15 protein-coding genes are annotated in these 19173 nt (G+C 53.5%); 14 read left to right on the forward strand and 1 reads right to left on the reverse strand.

The features are described 5' to 3' along the window. The first annotated feature begins 54 nt into the window (after positions 1–54). The 4 genes from dnaJ (at position 55) to nhaR (ending at position 4706) form a co-directional block, all read left to right on the forward strand. Positions 55–1188, forward strand: coding sequence for a molecular chaperone DnaJ (gene dnaJ / locus BM323_RS12250; RefSeq protein ID WP_008108664.1), 1134 nt, complete (start codon positions 55–57; stop codon positions 1186–1188). A gap of 266 nt (positions 1189–1454) precedes the next feature. After that, on the forward strand, positions 1455–2477 hold the full coding sequence (locus tag BM323_RS12255; RefSeq protein WP_008108663.1) for a DoxX family membrane protein: 1023 nt from the start codon (positions 1455–1457) through the stop codon (positions 2475–2477). 112 nt (positions 2478–2589) lie between these two features. Further along, positions 2590–3768 carry a Na+/H+ antiporter NhaA gene (gene nhaA / locus BM323_RS12260; RefSeq protein ID WP_008108662.1) on the forward strand — a complete coding sequence of 393 codons (1179 nt, stop codon included), beginning with the start codon at positions 2590–2592 and terminating at the stop codon, positions 3766–3768. 35 nt (positions 3769–3803) lie between these two features. Beyond that, on the forward strand, positions 3804–4706 hold the full coding sequence (gene nhaR, locus BM323_RS12265) for a transcriptional activator NhaR (RefSeq protein ID WP_008108661.1): 903 nt from the start codon (positions 3804–3806) through the stop codon (positions 4704–4706). Between the two features lie 53 nt (positions 4707–4759). On the opposite strand, the gene rpsT is transcribed toward nhaR, so the two are convergent. After that, positions 4760–5023, reverse strand: coding sequence for a 30S ribosomal protein S20 (gene rpsT, locus BM323_RS12270; RefSeq protein ID WP_036619798.1), 264 nt, complete (start codon positions 5021–5023; stop codon positions 4760–4762). Between the two features lie 318 nt (positions 5024–5341). On the opposite strand from rpsT, the gene ribF reads away from it, so the two are divergent. From ribF to folA, 10 genes are all read left to right on the forward strand, one after another. Further along, positions 5342–6280 (forward strand): bifunctional riboflavin kinase/FAD synthetase, encoded by a 939-nt coding sequence (gene ribF / locus BM323_RS12275; protein WP_008108659.1) that lies wholly within the window; start codon positions 5342–5344, stop codon positions 6278–6280. 27 nt (positions 6281–6307) lie between these two features. Continuing rightward, complete coding sequence (gene ileS, locus BM323_RS12280) at positions 6308–9127, forward strand: isoleucine--tRNA ligase (protein ID WP_091003766.1); 2820 nt, start codon at positions 6308–6310, stop codon at positions 9125–9127. Continuing rightward, a complete protein-coding gene (lspA, locus tag BM323_RS12285; protein ID WP_008108657.1) occupies positions 9127–9633 on the forward strand; it encodes a signal peptidase II in 507 nt (168 codons plus the stop codon). Before ileS ends, lspA begins: the two co-directional genes overlap by 1 nt. 3 nt (positions 9634–9636) lie before the next feature. After that, entirely contained in the window at positions 9637–10107 is a 471-nt protein-coding gene (gene fkpB / locus BM323_RS12290; protein WP_008108656.1) for an FKBP-type peptidyl-prolyl cis-trans isomerase, read from the forward strand. Further along, complete coding sequence (ispH, locus tag BM323_RS12295; RefSeq protein WP_008108655.1) at positions 10088–11041, forward strand: 4-hydroxy-3-methylbut-2-enyl diphosphate reductase; 954 nt, start codon at positions 10088–10090, stop codon at positions 11039–11041. Before fkpB ends, ispH begins: the two co-directional genes overlap by 20 nt. Before the next feature lie 221 nt (positions 11042–11262). Next, positions 11263–12078, forward strand: a complete 816-nt coding sequence (dapB, locus tag BM323_RS12300) for a 4-hydroxy-tetrahydrodipicolinate reductase (protein WP_008108654.1) — start codon at positions 11263–11265, stop codon at positions 12076–12078. A gap of 469 nt (positions 12079–12547) precedes the next feature. Then, positions 12548–13696, forward strand: coding sequence for a glutamine-hydrolyzing carbamoyl-phosphate synthase small subunit (gene carA / locus BM323_RS12305; protein WP_008108653.1), 1149 nt, complete (start codon positions 12548–12550; stop codon positions 13694–13696). 13 nt (positions 13697–13709) lie between these two features. After that, a complete protein-coding gene (carB, locus tag BM323_RS12310) occupies positions 13710–16931 on the forward strand; it encodes a carbamoyl-phosphate synthase large subunit (protein WP_008108652.1) in 3222 nt (1073 codons plus the stop codon). Positions 16932–17170: 239 nt separating this feature from the next. Beyond that, positions 17171–18313, forward strand: a complete 1143-nt coding sequence (locus BM323_RS12315) for a porin (RefSeq protein WP_008108651.1) — start codon at positions 17171–17173, stop codon at positions 18311–18313. A gap of 284 nt (positions 18314–18597) precedes the next feature. Continuing rightward, positions 18598–19077 carry a type 3 dihydrofolate reductase gene (folA, locus tag BM323_RS12320; protein ID WP_008108650.1) on the forward strand — a complete coding sequence of 160 codons (480 nt, stop codon included), beginning with the start codon at positions 18598–18600 and terminating at the stop codon, positions 19075–19077. Positions 19078–19173: the final 96 nt, after the last annotated feature.

Consider the following 19173-nt stretch of genomic DNA (forward strand, 5'->3'; position numbering starts at 1 on the left):
CGGGCGTAGGAGATTTCTCCACGCCCGTGCGATCATGTTAAGGGCAGAACAAATATGGCTAAGAGTGATTTATACGAGATCTTAGGCGTCTCTAAATCCGCAGATGAGCGTGAAATCAAAAAGGCTTATAAGCGCCTGGCGATGAAATACCATCCGGACCGTAATCCGGACAATAAAGAAGCCGAAGCGAAGTTTAAAGAAATTAAGGAAGCCTACGAAATTCTGACCGACGCACAGAAGCGTGCGGCCTACGACCAATATGGTCATGCAGCCTTTGAACAAGGTGGCATGGGCGGTGGTGGCGGCTTCGGCGGCGGCGGTGCTGACTTCAGCGATATCTTTGGCGACGTCTTTGGCGATATTTTTGGTGGTGGCCGCCGTCAGCGTGCCTCACGTGGCGCCGATTTACGCTACAACATGGAGCTAACGCTGGAAGAAGCGGTACGCGGCGTGACCAAAGAGATCCGCATTCCAACTCTGGAAGAGTGCGACGTCTGCCACGGCAGCGGCGCGAAAGCGGGAACCAAACCGCAGACCTGTCATACCTGTCATGGTGCTGGTCAGGTGCAGATGCGTCAGGGTTTCTTCACCGTGCAGCAGGCGTGTCCGACCTGTCACGGTCGCGGTTCAGTGATTAAAGATCCGTGCAATGCTTGCCATGGTCATGGTCGCGTTGAGCGCAGTAAAACCCTGTCGGTGAAAATTCCTGCAGGCGTGGATACCGGCGATCGCATTCGTCTGACCGGCGAAGGTGAAGCGGGCGAACACGGCGCACCAGCGGGCGATCTGTACGTTCAGGTTTCGGTGAAAAAACATCCGATCTTCGAGCGTGAAGATAACAACCTGTATTGCGAAGTGCCGATTAACTTCGCGATGGCAGCATTGGGCGGCGAGATTGAAGTGCCGACGCTTGATGGCCGCGTGAACCTGAAAGTGCCTTCTGAAACGCAAACCGGCAAGCTGTTCCGCATGCGCGGTAAAGGCGTGAAATCGGTGCGTGGCGGCGCGGTAGGTGATTTGCTGTGTCGTGTGGTGGTGGAAACGCCAGTCAGCCTCAACGACAAACAGAAAGCGCTGCTGCGTGAACTGGAAGAGAGTTTTGGTGGCCCAAGCGGCGAGAAAAACAGCCCGCGCTCCAAAAGCTTCCTCGACGGTGTGAAGAAGTTCTTTGACGATTTAACGCGTTAATCCCGTCTTAGATGTATAAAAAGCGGAGAGGAAACTCTCCGCTTTTTTTATATTCATTATTAATGATATTAAAATCCGTTAATTTCATCTTAACAATCATTAAAGATGCATTAAATATATTTATTTGTTTTACTTTCAAATTCAAGGCTTGAATACTACTTCAATCTATATATCTAAATTGATCTCTCGGCGGTCATACGTGCATTTATTTGCAATGGCGGCATCAGGGATGCTTGTGAATATTAAGTTAATTGATTGGAGTAATCATGTTTTATATACGGGGGATTTTCATTCTCATGGCGTTATTGCCTTTAACTGCCGCTGCGCATGTTAAATGGTTTGTCGATTACAACACCGAGAATCGCCCAGCTTCACTATTGAATATGCTGCAGTCTGTGGAATTTATGGGACTGCTGGCCCTTGCAACCATTGTCATATTTCTTACCTCGGTGCTGGATCGTAAACTGGCATCGCCAGTTGATGTACCCGAATGGCAACCGAAATTATCGCTGCTGGAGAATTGCGTGCCGGCTATAATGCGTTATGGTACTTCAGCATTCTTTTTAACGCTGACGTTAGGCTTTCCACATATTATTCTGACGCCAGAATTAGTGGTTGAAAATCCGGCGATGCGTTATGTGCATGCGCTAATTGCTCTGACCGCTTTTCACCGCCGTACAAGTTTAATTGCTGGCGTTGGTATCTTATTCCTTTACAGCTACGCCACCCAATTATACGGCACCTTCCATATGCTGGATTATCTGGTATTTATTGGCACCGGTGTCTATCTGATCATGCAAACCTTAGGCGGCGATAAAGTACGTGGCCTAACCATTGAATTGGTACGTTTTATGCTGGCATATTCATTCTTGTGGGGTGCAATTGAAAAATTCATGCAACCCGATCTCTTTTACCATCTGTTAGAAGATCATAGTTATCTGGCGATGGGCATGGACTGGGAATTCTTCGTCCGTGCGGCAGGCTTTGTGGAGTTTTGTTGTGCCTGGCATATCTTTAGTGGTCGTGCGGCGGGTTATGCTGGTATTGGCTTGATGGCGTTCTTTGTCATCGCCGCGGTTATTCCGTTCGGTATGATCGATTTCATTGGCCATTTCTTATTTATCATTCCACTGATTGCCGTGCTGTTCACGCCGCGCAAAGTGCCACTCTGTCGCACCGCATGCGGTAGCACACTAGCGTTTCTGTTGGCGCTTGCGCTGTATTTGCTGGTGGCTTATGCCGCTTGGTATATGCTTTATTTTTACCTGCATTTGGACTTATTCCATTAAGAGGTGATTATGCATCGGCATTACCGAGCAATTAACGAGACATAAGCTGCTTTTAACGAGGTGTCTGAATCGCTACACTTCTCAGCCTAAATGTCTCTACTCAGGAGGAGTTGTGAACAAATCCCGTTCTATTCGAAGCTTGCTGAAAAGCTTTATCGCCAGTGACGCCAGCAACGGCATGGTGCTGATTCTGGCGGCCGTTGCGGCGATGATTTTGGCGAACAGCGCAGAAACCGCTCAAGGTTATCAATCGTTTCTTGCTGAGCCGGTGCAGATTCGCTTTGGCGCATTAGACATCAGTAAAAACCTGCTGCTGTGGATTAACGATGCCATGATGGCGCTGTTTTTCCTGGTGATTGGTTTGGAAGTGAAACGCGAGCTGATTACTGGCGAGCTCGCCAGTCGCGATCGCGCCATTTTCCCGGTCATCGCGGCAATTGGCGGTATGGTGGTGCCAGGACTGATTTTCCTGTTCTTCAACCACGGCGATCCTATTGCGCGTAACGGCTGGGCGATTCCTACCGCCACCGATATTGCTTTCGCTTTGGGCGTGTTGGCGCTGCTGGGCAGTCGCGTACCGACTGCGCTAAAAGTGTTCCTGATGGCGCTGGCGATTATTGATGATCTTGGCGCTATCGTGATCATCGCGCTGTTCTATACCAGCGATCTTTCGGTGTTGTCATTGAGCGTTGCCGCCGGTGCGATTGTGCTGCTGGCGATTCTTAATCGCTGCGGCGTGCGTAACATTGCCATCTATATGTTGGTCGGTATTGTGCTGTGGACGGCGGTGCTCAAGTCTGGTGTCCATGCAACGCTGGCGGGCGTGATTGTTGGCTTCTTCGTGCCGCTGGAAGAGAAGAACGGCCATTCTCCGGCCGAGCATCTGGCGCATGGTTTAATGCCGTGGGTCAACTGGCTGATTCTGCCGCTGTTCGCTTTCGCTAACGCCGGTATTTCGCTGACCGGTATTACCTTTATGGATGCGCTGTCGCCAGAGCCGCTGGGCATCATTCTCGGCTTGCTGATTGGTAAACCGTTGGGCATCACGCTGTTCTGCTGGCTGGCAGTCAAGTGGCGGCTGGCAGTGCTACCGGGAGGTACCACCATACGCGATATCATGGCGATTGGTGTGCTATGCGGTATCGGCTTCACTATGTCGATCTTTATTAGTTCGCTGGCGTTTGATGCCGCCCACGAGCAACTGGTGACCTTCTCCAAACTGGGGATTCTCAGTGGCTCGCTGCTTTCGGCGGTCATTGGCTACACGCTGCTACGAATTAAACTGCGTTAAGAGAGGAAGGAGGCGAAAGCCTCCTTTTTTTGCCGATGAATCAGCTCAATTTTAATCATCTCTACTATTTCTGGCAGGTGTGTAAAACCGGCTCGGTGGTGCGCGCGGCGGATGTGCTGTGCCTGGCGCCACAGACGGTTACCGGCCAAATTAAATCGCTGGAAGAGCAACTCGGCGGCGTGCTGTTTCGCCGTCAGGGACGCGGTTTGGTGCCCAATGAGCTTGGGCAACTGGTGTTCCGCTATGCCGATCGCATGTTCATGCTGAGTCAGGAGATGCTCGATATCGTTAACTACCGCAAAGAGTCGCATCTGCTGTTCGATGTTGGCGTGGCGGATGCGCTGTCAAAGCAGTTGGTGAGCAAGGTGCTGGAGGCTGCGGTGGTGGCTGAAGAGCGAATCCACCTGCGTTGCTTTGAATCAACGCACGAGATGCTGCTGGAACAGCTAAGCCAGCACAAGCTGGATATGATCCTCTCCGATTGCCCAATTGATTCCACTCAGCAGGAAGGGCTGTTTTCGATCAAGCTGGGCGAATGTCCGATCAGCTTCTGGTGTAACACGCCGTTACCGACGCTGCCGTTTCCCGCCTGTCTGGAAGAGCGTCAATTGCTGATTCCGGGCCGTCGCTCGATGCTGGGCCGCAAACTGCTGAACTGGATCCACAGCCAGGGCTTACAGGTGGAGATTCTGGGTGAGTTTGATGATGCGGCATTAATGAAGGCATTTGGTGCGCTGAACAACGCGATATTTGTGGCTCCCACATTATATGGGGACGAGATTTACCGTGATGATGCTATTAAAGAGATTGGGCGTTTGGATGCGGTGATGGAGGAGTATCACGTGATCTTTGCCGAACGAATGATTCAGCATCCGGCGGTACAGCGGATCTGCCATCGCGACTTTAGTACGCTGTTTTCCACTGAATTGCAGGCATAAAAAAACCGGCTAAGCGCCGGTTCTTTTTTACAAAGCGATTAACAGACGGGCGATTAAGCCAGTTTGTTGATCTGAGCAGTCAGGTTTGCTTTATGACGTGCAGCTTTGTTTTTGTGGATCAGACCTTTAGCAGCCTGACGGTCCACGAGTGGTTGCATTTCGTTGAATGCGTTCTGCGCAGCAGCTTTGTCGCCTGTTGCGATAGCCGCGTATACTTTCTTAATGAAAGTACGCATCATTGAACGGTTGCTTGCGTTATGCTTGCGACGTTTCTCAGATGTTACGGCGCGTTTCTTAGCTGATTTGATATTAGCCAAGGTCCAACTCCCAAATGTGATCTATATGGACAAATCAAAGGCCGAGGACTATGCCTTTTGCGCCTTCTTATGTCAATGGATTTGTGCAAATAAGCGTCGTTTTAAAAACAACACTCGATTACGTAATTGATGGCGCAGGATTCTACCAGCAACGCGGCGTTGAATACAGTATTTCGCAGCAAAAATCTTCAGATCCTTGCTAAGCAACTGGCTACGCGTGGAATAAGCCGCGCCAGAAGCAGGAAAGGCACGTATACGGGTTAACCTAAACGCCATTCAAGGGTATAATCCGCCGATTTCCACCGGTTTGAGTCAGCCATGAAGTTTATCCGCGGTATTTATAATCTGAAAGAGCAGCATCGCGGCTGCGTCCTGACCATTGGTAATTTCGACGGCGTACATCGCGGCCACCAGGCTTTGATGGCTGAATTGATTGCTGAAGGACGAAAACGCAATCTGCCGGTGGTGGTGATGGTATTTGAGCCACAACCGCTTGAGCTGTTTGCCGGCGATAAAGCCCCGGCGCGCCTTACGCGTTTGCGTGAAAAGCTGAAGTACCTCGAACAAGCGGGCGTTGATGCCGTACTCTGCGTACGTTTTGATCGTCGCTTCGCTGCGCATTCGGCGCAGAGTTTTATTTCTGAATTGCTGGTGGACAAGCTGAACGTCAAGTTCCTGGCCGTCGGCGATGATTTCCGCTTCGGCGCTGGTCGCCAGGGGGATTTCCTGTTATTACAGAAAGCCGGTGCGGAGTATGGCTTTGAAGTCATCAGCACCCAAACCTATTGCGATAGCGGCAAGCGCATCAGCAGCACCGCCGTTCGTCAGGCGCTGGCGCAGGATGATTTTACGCAAGCCGAAGCGCTGCTGGGCCATCCGTTCAGCATCTCAGGTCGCGTAGTGCACGGCGATGCACTTGGGCGCACCATCGGTTTCCCAACGGCTAATCTCCCTTTGCGTCGCACCGTTACGCCGGTTAAAGGCGTATTTGCGGTAGAAGTGTTGGGCCTCGGCGATCAGCCGCTGCCCGGCGTGGCCAATATTGGTACGCGCCCAACGGTAAAAGGTTTACGTCAGCAGCTTGAAGTTCACCTGCTCGACACAAATATGAATCTCTATGGGCGTCACATTGAAGTGGTGCTGAAACAGAAGATTCGCGATGAACAGCGTTTCGCTTCGCTGGACGCGCTGAAAGAACAAATTGCGAAAGATGTGGTGACGGCCCGCCAATTCTTTGGGCTAAAAACACCGGTTTAATGACCGAAATACGGAATCGAGAATCTGATGAGTGACTATAAATCTACCCTGAATTTGCCGGAAACGGGGTTCCCGATGCGTGGCGATCTGGCCAAGCGCGAACCGGGAATGCTGCAACGTTGGTATGATGACAACCTGTACGGCATCATCCGCGAAGCCAAGAAAGGGAAAAAAACCTTTATTTTGCATGATGGCCCTCCTTATGCGAACGGCAGCATTCATATTGGTCACTCAGTTAACAAGATTCTGAAAGACATTATCGTCAAGTCGAAAGGCATGGCGGGCTTTGACTCGCCGTACGTTCCTGGTTGGGACTGCCACGGTTTGCCGATTGAGCACAAAGTTGAGCAGATGATTGGTAAGCCGGGCGAGAAAGTCAGCGCGGCTGAATTCCGTGCCGCTTGCCGCCAATACGCGGCGGAGCAGGTTGAAGGTCAGAAAAATGACTTCATCCGACTCGGCGTGCTGGGTGACTGGGATCGTCCTTACCTGACGATGAACTTCCAGACCGAAGCCAACATCATTCGTGCGCTGGGTAAAATCATCGGCAACGGCCATCTGCACAAAGGCGCTAAGCCGGTGCACTGGTGCATGGATTGCCGCTCGGCACTGGCTGAAGCGGAAGTGGAGTATTACGACAAAACCTCGCCATCCATCGACGTGATGTTCAATGCCGTTGATGCCGATGCAGTGCGGGCGAAGTTTGGCGTCGCCGCTTCAGAAGGCCCGGTTTCACTGGTGATCTGGACCACCACGCCGTGGACCATGCCAGCCAACCGCGGTATCTCGCTGCATCCGGAATTTGAATATCAGCTGCTGCAGATTGAAGGTCGTAGCCTGATTCTCGCCAAAGAGATGGTTGAGAGCGTGATGAAGCGCGCCGGCATCAGCGACTGGAAAGTGCTGGGCGAATGCAACGGCGCGGCGCTGGAGCTGCAACTGTTCCAGCATCCGTTCCTTGAGCAGATCCAATCGAAAGTGGTTCTGGGTGAGCACGTGACGCTGGAAGCGGGTACCGGTGCGGTACATACCGCGCCAGGCCACGGCCCGGATGACTATGTTATCGGTCAGAAATACGGTCTGGAAACCGCTAATCCTGTGGGTCCGGATGGCGCGTATCTGCCAAGCACCTACCCAACGTTGGATGGCGTAAACGTCTTTAAAGCCAACGACATGATCGTTGAGCTGTTGAAAGAGAAGGGCGCGCTGCTGCACGTTGAGAAACTGCTGCACAGCTACCCGCACTGCTGGCGTCACAAAACGCCGATCATCTTCCGTGCTACGCCACAATGGTTCATCAGCATGGATCAGAAAGGCCTGCGTGCACAGTCGCTGAAAGAGATCAAAGGCGTGCAGTGGATCCCGGATTGGGGCCAGGCGCGTATCGAAGCGATGGTGGCGAACCGTCCGGACTGGTGTATCTCACGTCAGCGTACGTGGGGCGTGCCGATGGCGCTGTTCGTGCACAAAGAGAGTGAGCAGCTGCATCCGGATACACTGGAGCTGATGGAGAAAGTCGCCAAGCTGGTTGAGCAGGACGGCATTCAGGCGTGGTGGGATCTCGATCCGCGCGACCTGATGGGCGACGACGCTGACCACTACGTTAAAGTGCCAGACACCTTAGACGTGTGGTTCGACTCCGGATCAACCAGCTACGCGGTAGTGGATGCGCGTCCGGAATTCGGTGGCCATACGCCGGATATGTATCTGGAAGGTTCGGATCAGCATCGCGGCTGGTTCATGTCTTCTCTGATGATCTCCACCGCGATGAAAGGCAAAGCGCCTTATCGTCAGGTACTGACGCACGGTTTCACCGTTGATGGTCAGGGCCGCAAGATGTCTAAATCGATCGGCAACACCGTGGCGCCACAGGATGTGATGGATAAGCTGGGCGCGGATATTCTGCGTCTGTGGGTTGCCTCTACCGATTACTCCGGTGAGATGGCGGTCTCCGACGAAATCCTCAAGCGTGCCGCAGACAGCTATCGTCGTATCCGTAACACCGCGCGTTTCCTGCTGGCTAACCTCGCGGGCTTCAACCCGGCGACCGATTGCGTCAAGCCGGAAGAGATGGTGGTGGTGGATCGCTGGGCGGTTGGCCGTGCGCTGGCAGCGCAGCAGGATATCGTGCACTCCTACGAAAACTACGATTTCCACGAAGTGGTGCAGCGTCTGATGCACTTCTGCTCTATCGAAATGGGCTCGTTCTATCTCGACGTGATCAAAGATCGTCAGTACACCGCGAAAGGTGACAGCCTGGCGCGTCGCAGCTGCCAAACCGCGCTGTGGCATATCGTTGAAGCGCTGGTGCGCTGGATGGCGCCAATCATGTCCTTCACCGCAGACGAAATTTGGGGCTACCTGCCGGGCGAGCGCGCGAAATACGTGTTCACCGAAGAGTGGTACCAGGATCTGTTTGGTCTGGCGGATAACGAAGCGCTGAACGACGCCTATTGGGATGATCTGCTGAAAGTGCGCGGCGAAGTGAACAAGGTCATCGAGCAAGCGCGAAGCGACAAACGCATCGGTGGCGCGCTGGAAGCAACGGTCACGCTGTATGCGGATGCCGAGCTGGCAGCTAAGCTGCAGGCGCTGGGCGATGAGCTGCGTTTCGTGCTGTTAACTTCAGGCGCAACCGTGGCGGATTACGCCACTGCCAGCGATGAAGCGCAGCAGAGCGAACTGTTCAAAGGTCTGAAAATCGCGCTGCACAAAGCAGAAGGCGAGAAATGTCCGCGCTGCTGGCATTACACTACAGACGTTGGCCAGAATCCTGAGCACGCTGCGGTATGTGGCCGTTGCTACACTAACGTGTCCGGAAACGGCGAGCAGCGGAAATTTGCCTGATGAGTAAAGCTATTTCTTCGACCGGTTTGCGCTGGCTTTGGCTGGTGCTGGTGGTGATCGCCATCGATTTTGGCAGCAAAATGTGGGTCATGGATAACATGATGCTGCATGAAACGCAGCCGCTGATGCCGTTCCTGAATCTGTTCTATGCGCATAACTATGGCGCGGCGTTCAGCTTCCTGGCCGACAAAGGCGGCTGGCAGCGCTGGTTCTTTGCCGGCATCGCCATTGCTATCGTCGTGGCGCTGTTGGTGATGATGTATCGCAATGCTGCTAGCAACAAATTAACCAATATTGCTTACGCGCTGATTATCGGCGGGGCGTTGGGTAACCTGTTTGATCGTTCGTATCACGGCTTTGTGGTCGATTTTATCGACTTCTATGTCGGAGACTGGCACTTCGCGACCTTCAACATCGCCGACTGTGCCATCTGTATCGGCGCGGCGCTGGTGGTGCTGGAAGGTTTTCTCAGCCCGAACGGCAAACCGGCAAAAGATAAAGGGTAAAAAATGAGTGAGTCTGTTCAGCGCGATAGCGCGTTGCTGGTGCATTTTACGCTGAAGCTGGAAGATGGCTCGACGGCGGAATCGACGCGCGCCAACGGCAAACCTGCGCTGTTCTGTCTGGGCGATGGCAGCCTTTCAGCCGCGCTGGAACAGCAACTTCTGGGGCGTAAAGTGGGCGATAAGCACGCCTTTACCCTCGAGCCGGAAGATGCCTTCGGCGGCACCAGCCCGGATCTGGTTCAGTACTTCTCGCGTCGTGACTTTAATGACGCGGGCGAGCCGGAAGTCGGTGCCATCATGCTGTTTAGCGGCCGTGGCGGCAGCGAAATGCCGGGCGTGATCCGTGAAGTTTCCGGCGACTCAATCACCGTAGACTTCAACCATCCGCTGGCGGGTCAGCGCATTCAGTTTGATATTGAAGTGCTGGAGATTGATCCGGCGCTGGAGGCCAACGATGCAAATCCTGTTAGCTAACCCACGCGGTTTCTGCGCAGGCGTTGATCGCGCCATCAGCATCGTTGAGCGCGCGCTGGAGATGTACGGCGCGCCCATCTACGTGCGTCACGAAGTGGTGCATAACCGCTACGTGGTGAGCAGCTTGCGCGAGCGCGGGGCGATCTTTATTGAAGAGATCGCTGAAGTACCGGATAACGCCATTCTGATCTTCTCCGCACACGGCGTATCGCAAGCGGTTCGCGCCGAAGCCAAAGCGCGTAATCTCACCATGCTGTTTGATGCCACCTGTCCGCTGGTGACAAAAGTGCATATGGAAGTCGCGCGCGCCAGTCGCAAAGGTGTTGAAGCGATTCTTATTGGCCACGCGGGACATCCGGAAGTGGAAGGCACCATGGGCCAGTACAGCAATCCCAACGGCGGTATGTATCTGGTGGAATCGCCGGAAGATGTGTTCAAGCTGAACGTGAAAGATGAGAGCAACCTGTGCTTTATGACGCAGACCACGCTGTCAGTCGATGATACTTCGGACGTGATTGATGCACTGCGTCAGCGCTTCCCGGCGATTATCGGTCCACGTAAAGATGACATCTGCTACGCCACCACCAACCGTCAGGAAGCCGTTCGCGTGCTGGCGCGAGATGCTGAAGTGGTGCTGGTCGTAGGATCGAAAAACTCCTCTAACTCGAACCGTCTGGCCGAACTGGCGCAGCGTGCTGGTAAGCTAGCGAAGCTGATTGATTCGGCTGATGACATTCAGGAAGAGTGGGTCAAAGATAAGCAGATCATCGGCGTCACTGCGGGCGCATCTGCTCCAGATATTCTGGTGCAGCAGGTGATTCAGCGTCTGCGTGAGCTCGGCGGTGAAGCGGCGATTGAGCTGATTGGCCGTGAAGAGAACATCGTGTTTGAAGTACCGAAAGAGCTGCGCGTTGACGTGCGTAATGTGCAGTAAGCGGTTCACACCGCAGTAAAATCAGGCCGACATTGTTCGGCCTTTTCTTTGCCTGTCGCAGCCAGAAATCCCACTTCCAGCATGCGGGATTGCTTTTACTGATAATGTTTCGCGGCTGGCATAAAATTCTTATATCCCTTTATTATTGTGGCGTGACTGTTATCTGACCGTTAACCTGTTTACGCTTTACATGCATAGATTTGTATCAGGAATGAATAATTATGAGTGAAATCCGCATTGCAATCGTTGGTGCGCCGGGTCGCATGGGACGCAATTTGATTCAGGCTGTACAGCAGGCGGAAGGTGTTGCGCTCGGCGCGGCACTGGCACGTAGCGGTTCGTCATTGCTGGGCGTTGATGCTGGCGAACTGGCGGGCATCGGCAAAACGGGCGTAATCGTCTCTGACGATCTGCAAAAGGTGGTTAATGACTTCGATGTCCTAATCGATTTCACTCGTCCGGAAGGCACGCTGGAGTATCTGGCATTTTGTCGCCAGCACAACAAAGCGATGGTGATCGGTACCACCGGTTTTGATGAAGCCGGCAAAGCGGCGATTCGCGCGGCAGCCGAAGAGATTGGCATCGTGTTCGCTGCCAATTTCAGCGTGGGCGTCAACCTGGTGCTGAATCTGCTGCAGCAGGCGGCGAAGGTGATGGGCGACTACGCGGATATTGAAATTGTAGAAGCGCACCATCGTCATAAAGTTGATGCACCATCAGGTACAGCGCTGGCGATGGGCGAGGCGATTGCCGATGCCATGAAGTGGAATCTGGATGAGCACGCGGTATATGCCCGTGAAGGTCATACCGGTGAGCGTAAAGCGCAAACCATCGGATTTGCTACCGTGCGCGCCGGCGATATCGTGGGTGAACATACCGCGATGTTTGCAGATATTGGTGAGCGTGTAGAGATTACCCACAAGGCTTCCAGCCGTATGACCTTTGCAAATGGTGCAGTTAAAGCGGCAAGTTGGTTAAAGAACAAGAAATCTGGCCTTTATGATATGCGTGATGTGCTGGATTTATCGATGTTGTGAGTGTTGTGAACCATCGTGATGTGGTTATTTCAATCGGTAAGACCTTGATTGACGAGGGCAATGTGATCATTGCCCTTTATTTTATCTGTAAATGGATGCTTTGTTTGTTTTTCACTGCGAAGTGCTTATTTATCGTGATTGGTGAGCGTTTGTCAGGCTTGTGATGGCTATTTTTGACCATTTGGTCAAAAATTTATGCGTGTTAGCATCACTTTGTCATTATTGCCGTCAGGCAACCGATTATTTTTCCGAGTTATCTCACTCTTTTATCGCCTTTCACCGTTTTTAACATTCAGTTGCCCGAAATATACAAAAAAATAACCACATGTTGTAGACAAGGTGCGGGGCGATCATTAGAATGCGCGCAATTTGCCAAAATTCGAGTACTCAGGCGGGTTTTGCATTGATTCTGGCACTGCTTTTGAATTAATATGCAAATATTGTGACTGTTTATTCCCTGGAGGATGTTTTGATTAAGTCAGCGCTCTTGGTTCTGGAAGACGGAACCCAATTCCACGGTCGGGCCATCGGGGCTACGGGGTCGGCAGTGGGAGAAGTTGTTTTCAACACTTCAATGACCGGTTATCAAGAAATCCTCACTGATCCTTCCTATTCCCGCCAAATCGTTACCCTCACTTATCCCCATATCGGCAATGTTGGCGTTAACGCCGCCGATGAAGAATCCAGCCAAATCCATGCTCAAGGCCTCGTTATTCGCGATCTGCCGCTGATTACCAGCAACTTCCGCAGTGAAGAAAGTCTGTCAGCTTACTTGCAGCGCAATAACATCGTTGGCATCGCCGATATCGACACGCGCAAACTGACCCGTTTGCTGCGCGAGAAGGGCGCACAGAGCGGCTGCATTATTGCGGGCGATAATCCGGATGCCGCACTGGCGCTGCAGAAAGCGCAGGCGTTCCCGGGCTTGAAAGGCATGGATCTGGCGAAAGAAGTGACCACCGCTGAGACTTACGCGTGGCAGCAAGGTAGCTGGACACTGGAAGGTGACCTGCCGGAGCAGAAAAAGGCGGAAGAGTTACCGTTCCATGTGGTGGCGTACGATTACGGCGCCAAGCGCAACATCCTGCGCATGCTGGTGGATCGCGGCTGTCGCCTGACGGTCGTACCTGCAAAAACCCCGGCGGAAGAGGTTCTGGCACTTAATCCAGACGGTATTTTCCTGTCGAACGGTCCTGGCGACCCGGAACCGTGCGACTACGCGATTAACGCCATTCAGGCATTCCTGAAAACCGATATCCCGGTATTCGGTATCTGTCTTGGCCATCAGCTGTTAGCGCTGGCGAGCGGTGCCAAAACCATCAAGATGAAACTCGGCCACCACGGCGGCAACCATCCGGTGAAAGATCTCGACAACAATACCGTGATGATCACCGCGCAGAACCACGGTTTTGCGGTTGATGACAGCCAGTTGCCAACCAATCTGCGCGTGACCCATGTGTCGCTGTTCGACCAAACCGTGCAGGGCATTCATCGCACTGACAAACCGGCCTTCAGCTTCCAGGGACACCCGGAAGCGAGCCCAGGCCCGCACGATGCGGCGCCACTGTTCGATCACTTTATCGAACTGATCGAAGCATACCGTTCTAACGCGAAGTAATCAGGAGCCCACGATGCCAAAACGTACAGACATAAAATCCATCCTGATTCTTGGTGCTGGCCCGATCGTTATCGGCCAGGCATGTGAATTTGACTACTCCGGTGCGCAGGCGTGTAAAGCGCTGCGTGAAGAGGGCTACCGCGTCATTCTGGTGAACTCGAACCCGGCAACCATTATGACCGACCCGGAAATGGCTGATGCGACTTACATCGAGCCGATTCACTGGGAAGTAGTGCGCAAGATTATCGAAAAAGAGCGTCCGGATGCGGTGCTGCCAACCATGGGCGGCCAGACAGCGCTGAACTGTGCGCTGGAGCTGGAGCGTCAGGGCGTGCTGGCTGAGTTCGGCGTCACCATGATTGGTGCGACTGCCGATGCCATTGATAAAGCCGAAGATCGTCGTCGCTTTGATGTGGCGATGAAAAGCATTGGTCTGGGTACCGCACGTTCCGGTATCGCGCACACCATGGAAGAAGCACTGGCGATTACCGAAGTCGTTGGCTTCCCATGCATCATCCGTCCTTCCTTTACCATGGGCGGCACCGGCGGCGGTATCGCTTATAACCGCGAAGAGTTCGAAGAGATTTGCGAACGCGGTCTCGACCTGTCGCCAACCAATGAGCTGCTGATTGATGAGTCGCTGATTGGCTGGAAAGAGTACGAGATGGAAGTGGTGCGTGATAAAAACGACAACTGCATCATCGTCTGCTCGATCGAAAACTTCGATGCGATGGGTATTCACACCGGTGACTCCATCACCGTGGCACCGGCGCAAACCCTGACTGACAAAGAATACCAAATCATGCGTAACGCCTCGCTGGCGGTACTGCGTGAAATCGGTGTCGAAACTGGCGGTTCTAACGTCCAGTTCTCGGTGAACCCGAAAGATGGCCGCATGATCGTCATCGAAATGAACCCGCGCGTATCGCGTTCGTCAGCATTGGCCTCGAAAGCGACCGGCTTCCCGATTGCCAAAGTGGCGGCGAAACTGGCGGTGGGCTTCACCCTCGATGAGCTGATGAACGACATCACTGGCGGCTTGACGCCTGCGTCGTTCGAACCTTCTATCGACTATGTCGTCACCAAGATTCCTCGCTTCAACTTTGAGAAGTTCGCCGGTGCCAACGATCGTCTGACAACGCAGATGAAATCAGTGGGTGAAGTGATGGCGATTGGCCGTACCTTCCAGGAATCGATGCAGAAAGCGCTGCGCGGTCTGGAAGTGGGTGCCAACGGTTTCGACCCGAAAGTCAGCCTCGACGATCCAGAAGCGTTAACGCGCATTCGTCGCGAACTGAAAGATGCCGGTTCTGACCGTATCTGGTACATCGCCGATGCGTTCCGTGCAGGAATGTCGGTTGATGGCGTGTTCAACCTCACCAACATCGATCGCTGGTTCCTGGTGCAGATTGAAGAGCTGGTGCGTCTGGAAGAGCAGGTTGAGCGCGAAGGTGTGAACTCGCTGAATGCGGAATTCCTGCGTGCGCTGAAGCGTAAAGGCTTTGCCGACCTGCGTCTGGCCGCGCTGGCGGGCGTGTCTGAAGGCGAAATCCGTAAGCTGCGTCAGCAATTTAACCTGCATCCGGTTTATAAGCGCGTTGATACCTGTGCGGCTGAGTTCGCCACCGACACCGCCTATATGTACTCAACCTACGAGGAAGAGTGCGAAGCCAATCCAAACCAGGATCGTGAAAAAATCATGATTCTCGGCGGCGGTCCAAACCGTATCGGCCAGGGCATCGAGTTCGATTATTGCTGCGTGCATGCGGCGCTGGCGCTGCGTGAAGACGGTTACGAGACCATCATGGTCAACTGTAACCCGGAAACCGTATCAACCGATTACGACACCTCGGATCGCCTCTACTTCGAGCCGGTCACGCTGGAAGACGTGCTGGAAATCGTACGTATCGAGAAGCCGAAAGGCGTCATCGTACAGTACGGCGGCCAGACGCCACTGAAACTGGCGCGCGCGCTGGAAGCGGCTGGCGTTCCGGTGATTGGTACCAGCCCGGACTCGATTGACCGTGCAGAAGACCGTGAGCGTTTCCAGCAGGCGGTTGATCGCCTGAGCCTGAAGCAACCGGCTAACGCCACCGTTGCTACGCTGGAGCAGGCCGTTGAGAAAGCCGCCGGTATCGGTTATCCGCTGGTGGTGCGTCCTTCTTATGTGCTGGGCGGCCGTGCGATGGAGATCGTTTACGACGAAATCGACCTGAAGCGTTACTTCCAGACGGCGGTATCGGTCTCTAACGATGCGCCAGTGTTGCTGGACCGCTTCCTCGATGATGCGGTTGAAGTGGATGTCGATGCAATTTGCGACGGCGAACGCGTGCTGATTGGCGGCATTATGGAGCACATCGAGCAGGCGGGCGTGCACTCCGGTGACTCCGCATGTTCACTGCCGGCCTACACGCTGAGCACTGAAATCCAGAACGTGATGCGTCAGCAGGTGGAAAAACTGGCCTTCGAGCTGAATGTACGTGGCCTGATGAACGTGCAGTTCGCGGTGAAGGACAATGAGGTTTACCTGATTGAGGTGAACCCACGCGCCGCGCGTACCGTGCCGTTCGTGTCGAAAGCCACTGGCGTGGCGCTGGCGAAGGTTGCCGCGCGCGTGATGGCAGGTAAAACGCTGGCTGAGCAGGGAGTCACCAAAGAAGTGATTCCACCGTATTACTCGGTGAAAGAAGTGGTGCTGCCGTTCAACAAGTTCCCAGGCGTTGACCCAATCCTCGGCCCAGAAATGCGTTCTACCGGTGAAGTGATGGGCGTAGGTCGCACCTTCGCTGAAGCCTTCGCCAAAGCGATGCTGGGTGCGCAGAGCAACATGAAGAAAACCGGTCGCGCGTTGCTGTCAGTGCGTGAAGGCGATAAGAAACGTATCGTCGACCTGGCGGCAAAACTGCAAAAGTTTGGTTTCGAGCTGGATGCGACGCACGGTACCGCAGTGGTGCTGGGCGAAGCGGGCATCAATCCACGTCTGGTAAACAAGGTGCATGAAGGTCGTCCGCACATTCAGGACCGTCTGAAGAACGGCGAATATACCTACATCGTCAACACCACGGCGGGACGTCAGGCAATTGAAGACTCCAAGCTGATTCGTCGTAGCGCGCTGCAGTACAAAGTGCATTACGACACCACGCTGAACGGCGGCTTTGCCACGGCGATGGCGCTGAACGCGGATCCGACTGAGCAAGTAATTTCAGTGCAGGAAATGCACGCGCAAATTAAATAATCACTCGTTGATAGTAATAAAGCGGCTCCTGCGGGAGCCGTTTTTTTTGGCCTTTTACCCGCAGCTGAATATCCTTATCTGTAAAAATCCTATTGATTTGACATATGTTTTATCAGTTGATGCGGAAAGGCTTACACCTCGGAATATCCGCACAAATTTATAAATAAGATCCCAGTCAGCGCACCGTACTATTTCGCTCGCTCATCAATAGAGCGCTCACCTTAACTGGGATATAAAAAATGCAAATGCGTGCTTTCACTCTCAGCGCTATTGCTGCGTTACTCGCAGCGGCGCCACTCGCCAGCCAGGCGGAAATTACTTTACTCAAGCAGGATCCACAGGCGGGCGATCCGCTGAGCCGTCTCGACTTCAAAGTGGGCGGCAGTATTCGTCCGCAATACCTGCATCAGAATGGCGTCAACGACAAGTCGTACAAACGTAATGGCTATGACGGCGGATCACGTTTCCGTTTCACCGCCAATTATTACCTGTTCGACGACGTAAGCTGGGTGGGTTACTACGAGCTGGGCGTTAACTTCCCAGCCTGGTGGGGTTGGGACAATCATCATGCGGATGGTGCGAACAACACCTCGCGCCGCCAACTCTATACCGGCTTCAAAAGCGCCACCCTGGGTGAACTCTACTTTGGTCAGCAGAACAGCGTTTACTACGATGTAGTTGGTGCGAAAACCGATATCTGGGATTACGACATGCTGGCCCAGGCGCCGGGCAACGGTATCAATGGCGACTACGACGGCTCGTACCGTTCGCGCAAAATGCTGAAATACAAAAACACCTTCGGCGATGCGGATGTGTATGCGTCTTACCTGTTTGAAGATAACGAATTCCTGCCAGGTAACGGCCTGCGCTATAAGCGTAAAGGCGGCGGTTCGCTGGGCGTGAACTACCACATCACCAAAGATCTGGCATGGGGCACCGCGTGGAACTACACCCGCGCCGATATCCGCAATCCAAACAATGGCGACAGCAAACGCTATGACCAGAATATCTACGGCACCGCGCTCAGCTGGACACCGGATAACTGGACGCTGTCAGCCGGTGCCGGTTGGTATGAGAACTTCTCACCAACCAAACGCAACACCGTTAACAACTACTTCGCGGATGACGCGTGGGGCATCGAATACTTTGCTGGCTACAAATTCCCAATCGGTCAGTATGCGGTGAAATCTATTCAGCCTTACTTCATGGGCGACCGTCTGGAGTTCGTCAACGGACGTGACTACAAACGTATTGATAACGGCGTCGGCGTGAGTGCGCAGCTGGATTACGGCTTCCGTGTCGACTACGAATATGTCATCACCTCCAGCACCGACAAGTCACTGGGCAACGTGAATCTGGTACGTCTGCGCTACGATTTCTAAAGCGTCTCAACGGCTCCTGCGGGAGCCGTTTTCTTTTGTCGCACAGAGTGCGCTTTTCTTTACACTGCGATACCGATAATGCGACGTTTCGCGCGGAGTTGTGCCGCCTCGTCAGCAATTTCTGGCTCCTCGCCCCGCTATTGCTGGGAAAGTCGGTGTAAAACTCTGTCCAATAACAAAAGTGCGGTGGCATCGGAGCTTTACGCAAATAGCGGGGTCGGCCTATCGACGAAAGTTTCGCCTTTACGTATGATGGCGCCAATTTTTCCAGTAGGTCTTTTAACATGATTAGTCTGATCGCGGCACTGGCAGCGGATCGCATTATTGGTATGGAAAACGCCATGCCATGGAACCTACCAGCAGATTTGGCGTGGTTCAAACGTAATACCCTGAATAAGCCGGTGATTATGGGTCGTCTGACCTTTGAATCGATTGGCCGTCCGCTTCCTGGACGCTTGAACATTGTGGTCAGCAGCCAGCCCGGCAGCCACGAAGGCGTTACCTGGGTGACATCTCTGGAAGAGGCGGTAAAAGCGGCAGGTGATGTTGAAGAGATGATGGTGATTGGTGGTGGACGCGTTTACGAGCAGATGCTGGCTCGCGCGGATCGTCTTTACCTGACCCATATCGATGCGGAAGTGGAAGGGGACACGCAGTTCCCGGATTACGAGCCGGACGAGTGGCAGTCAACCTTCAGCGAATTCCACGACGCTGATGAGCAGAACTCGCACAGCTACTGCTTCGAGATTCTTGATCGCCGTTGATCACCCGTTAAGCATATGATCGCCATTGATGGCCTATGTAGGCAGGTGCGCATAAATGCGCACCCTACGAAAGTCCTGCCAAATAACTGTAGGGTC

Source organism: Pantoea sp. YR525, assembly GCF_900116775.1.
Classification (GTDB): domain Bacteria; phylum Pseudomonadota; class Gammaproteobacteria; order Enterobacterales; family Enterobacteriaceae; genus Pantoea; species Pantoea symbiotica.

Bases quoted from the DNA above. Each gene is read 5' to 3' on its own strand.
- dnaJ (WP_008108664.1), top strand. From the start codon at position 55: ATGGCTAAGAGTGATTTATACGAGATCTTAGGCGTCTCTAAATCCGCA.
- BM323_RS12255 (WP_008108663.1), top strand. From the start codon at position 1,455: ATGTTTTATATACGGGGGATTTTCATTCTCATGGCGTTATTGCCTTTA.
- nhaR (WP_008108661.1), top strand. From the start codon at position 3,804: ATGAATCAGCTCAATTTTAATCATCTCTACTATTTCTGGCAGGTGTGT.
- ribF (WP_008108659.1), top strand. From the start codon at position 5,342: ATGAAGTTTATCCGCGGTATTTATAATCTGAAAGAGCAGCATCGCGGC.
- ileS (WP_091003766.1), top strand. From the start codon at position 6,308: ATGAGTGACTATAAATCTACCCTGAATTTGCCGGAAACGGGGTTCCCG.
- lspA (WP_008108657.1), top strand. From the start codon at position 9,127: ATGAGTAAAGCTATTTCTTCGACCGGTTTGCGCTGGCTTTGGCTGGTG.
- fkpB (WP_008108656.1), top strand. From the start codon at position 9,637: ATGAGTGAGTCTGTTCAGCGCGATAGCGCGTTGCTGGTGCATTTTACG.
- ispH (WP_008108655.1), top strand. From the start codon at position 10,088: ATGCAAATCCTGTTAGCTAACCCACGCGGTTTCTGCGCAGGCGTTGAT.
- dapB (WP_008108654.1), top strand. From the start codon at position 11,263: ATGAGTGAAATCCGCATTGCAATCGTTGGTGCGCCGGGTCGCATGGGA.
- carB (WP_008108652.1), top strand. From the start codon at position 13,710: ATGCCAAAACGTACAGACATAAAATCCATCCTGATTCTTGGTGCTGGC.
- BM323_RS12315 (WP_008108651.1), top strand. From the start codon at position 17,171: ATGCAAATGCGTGCTTTCACTCTCAGCGCTATTGCTGCGTTACTCGCA.
- folA (WP_008108650.1), top strand. From the start codon at position 18,598: ATGATTAGTCTGATCGCGGCACTGGCAGCGGATCGCATTATTGGTATG.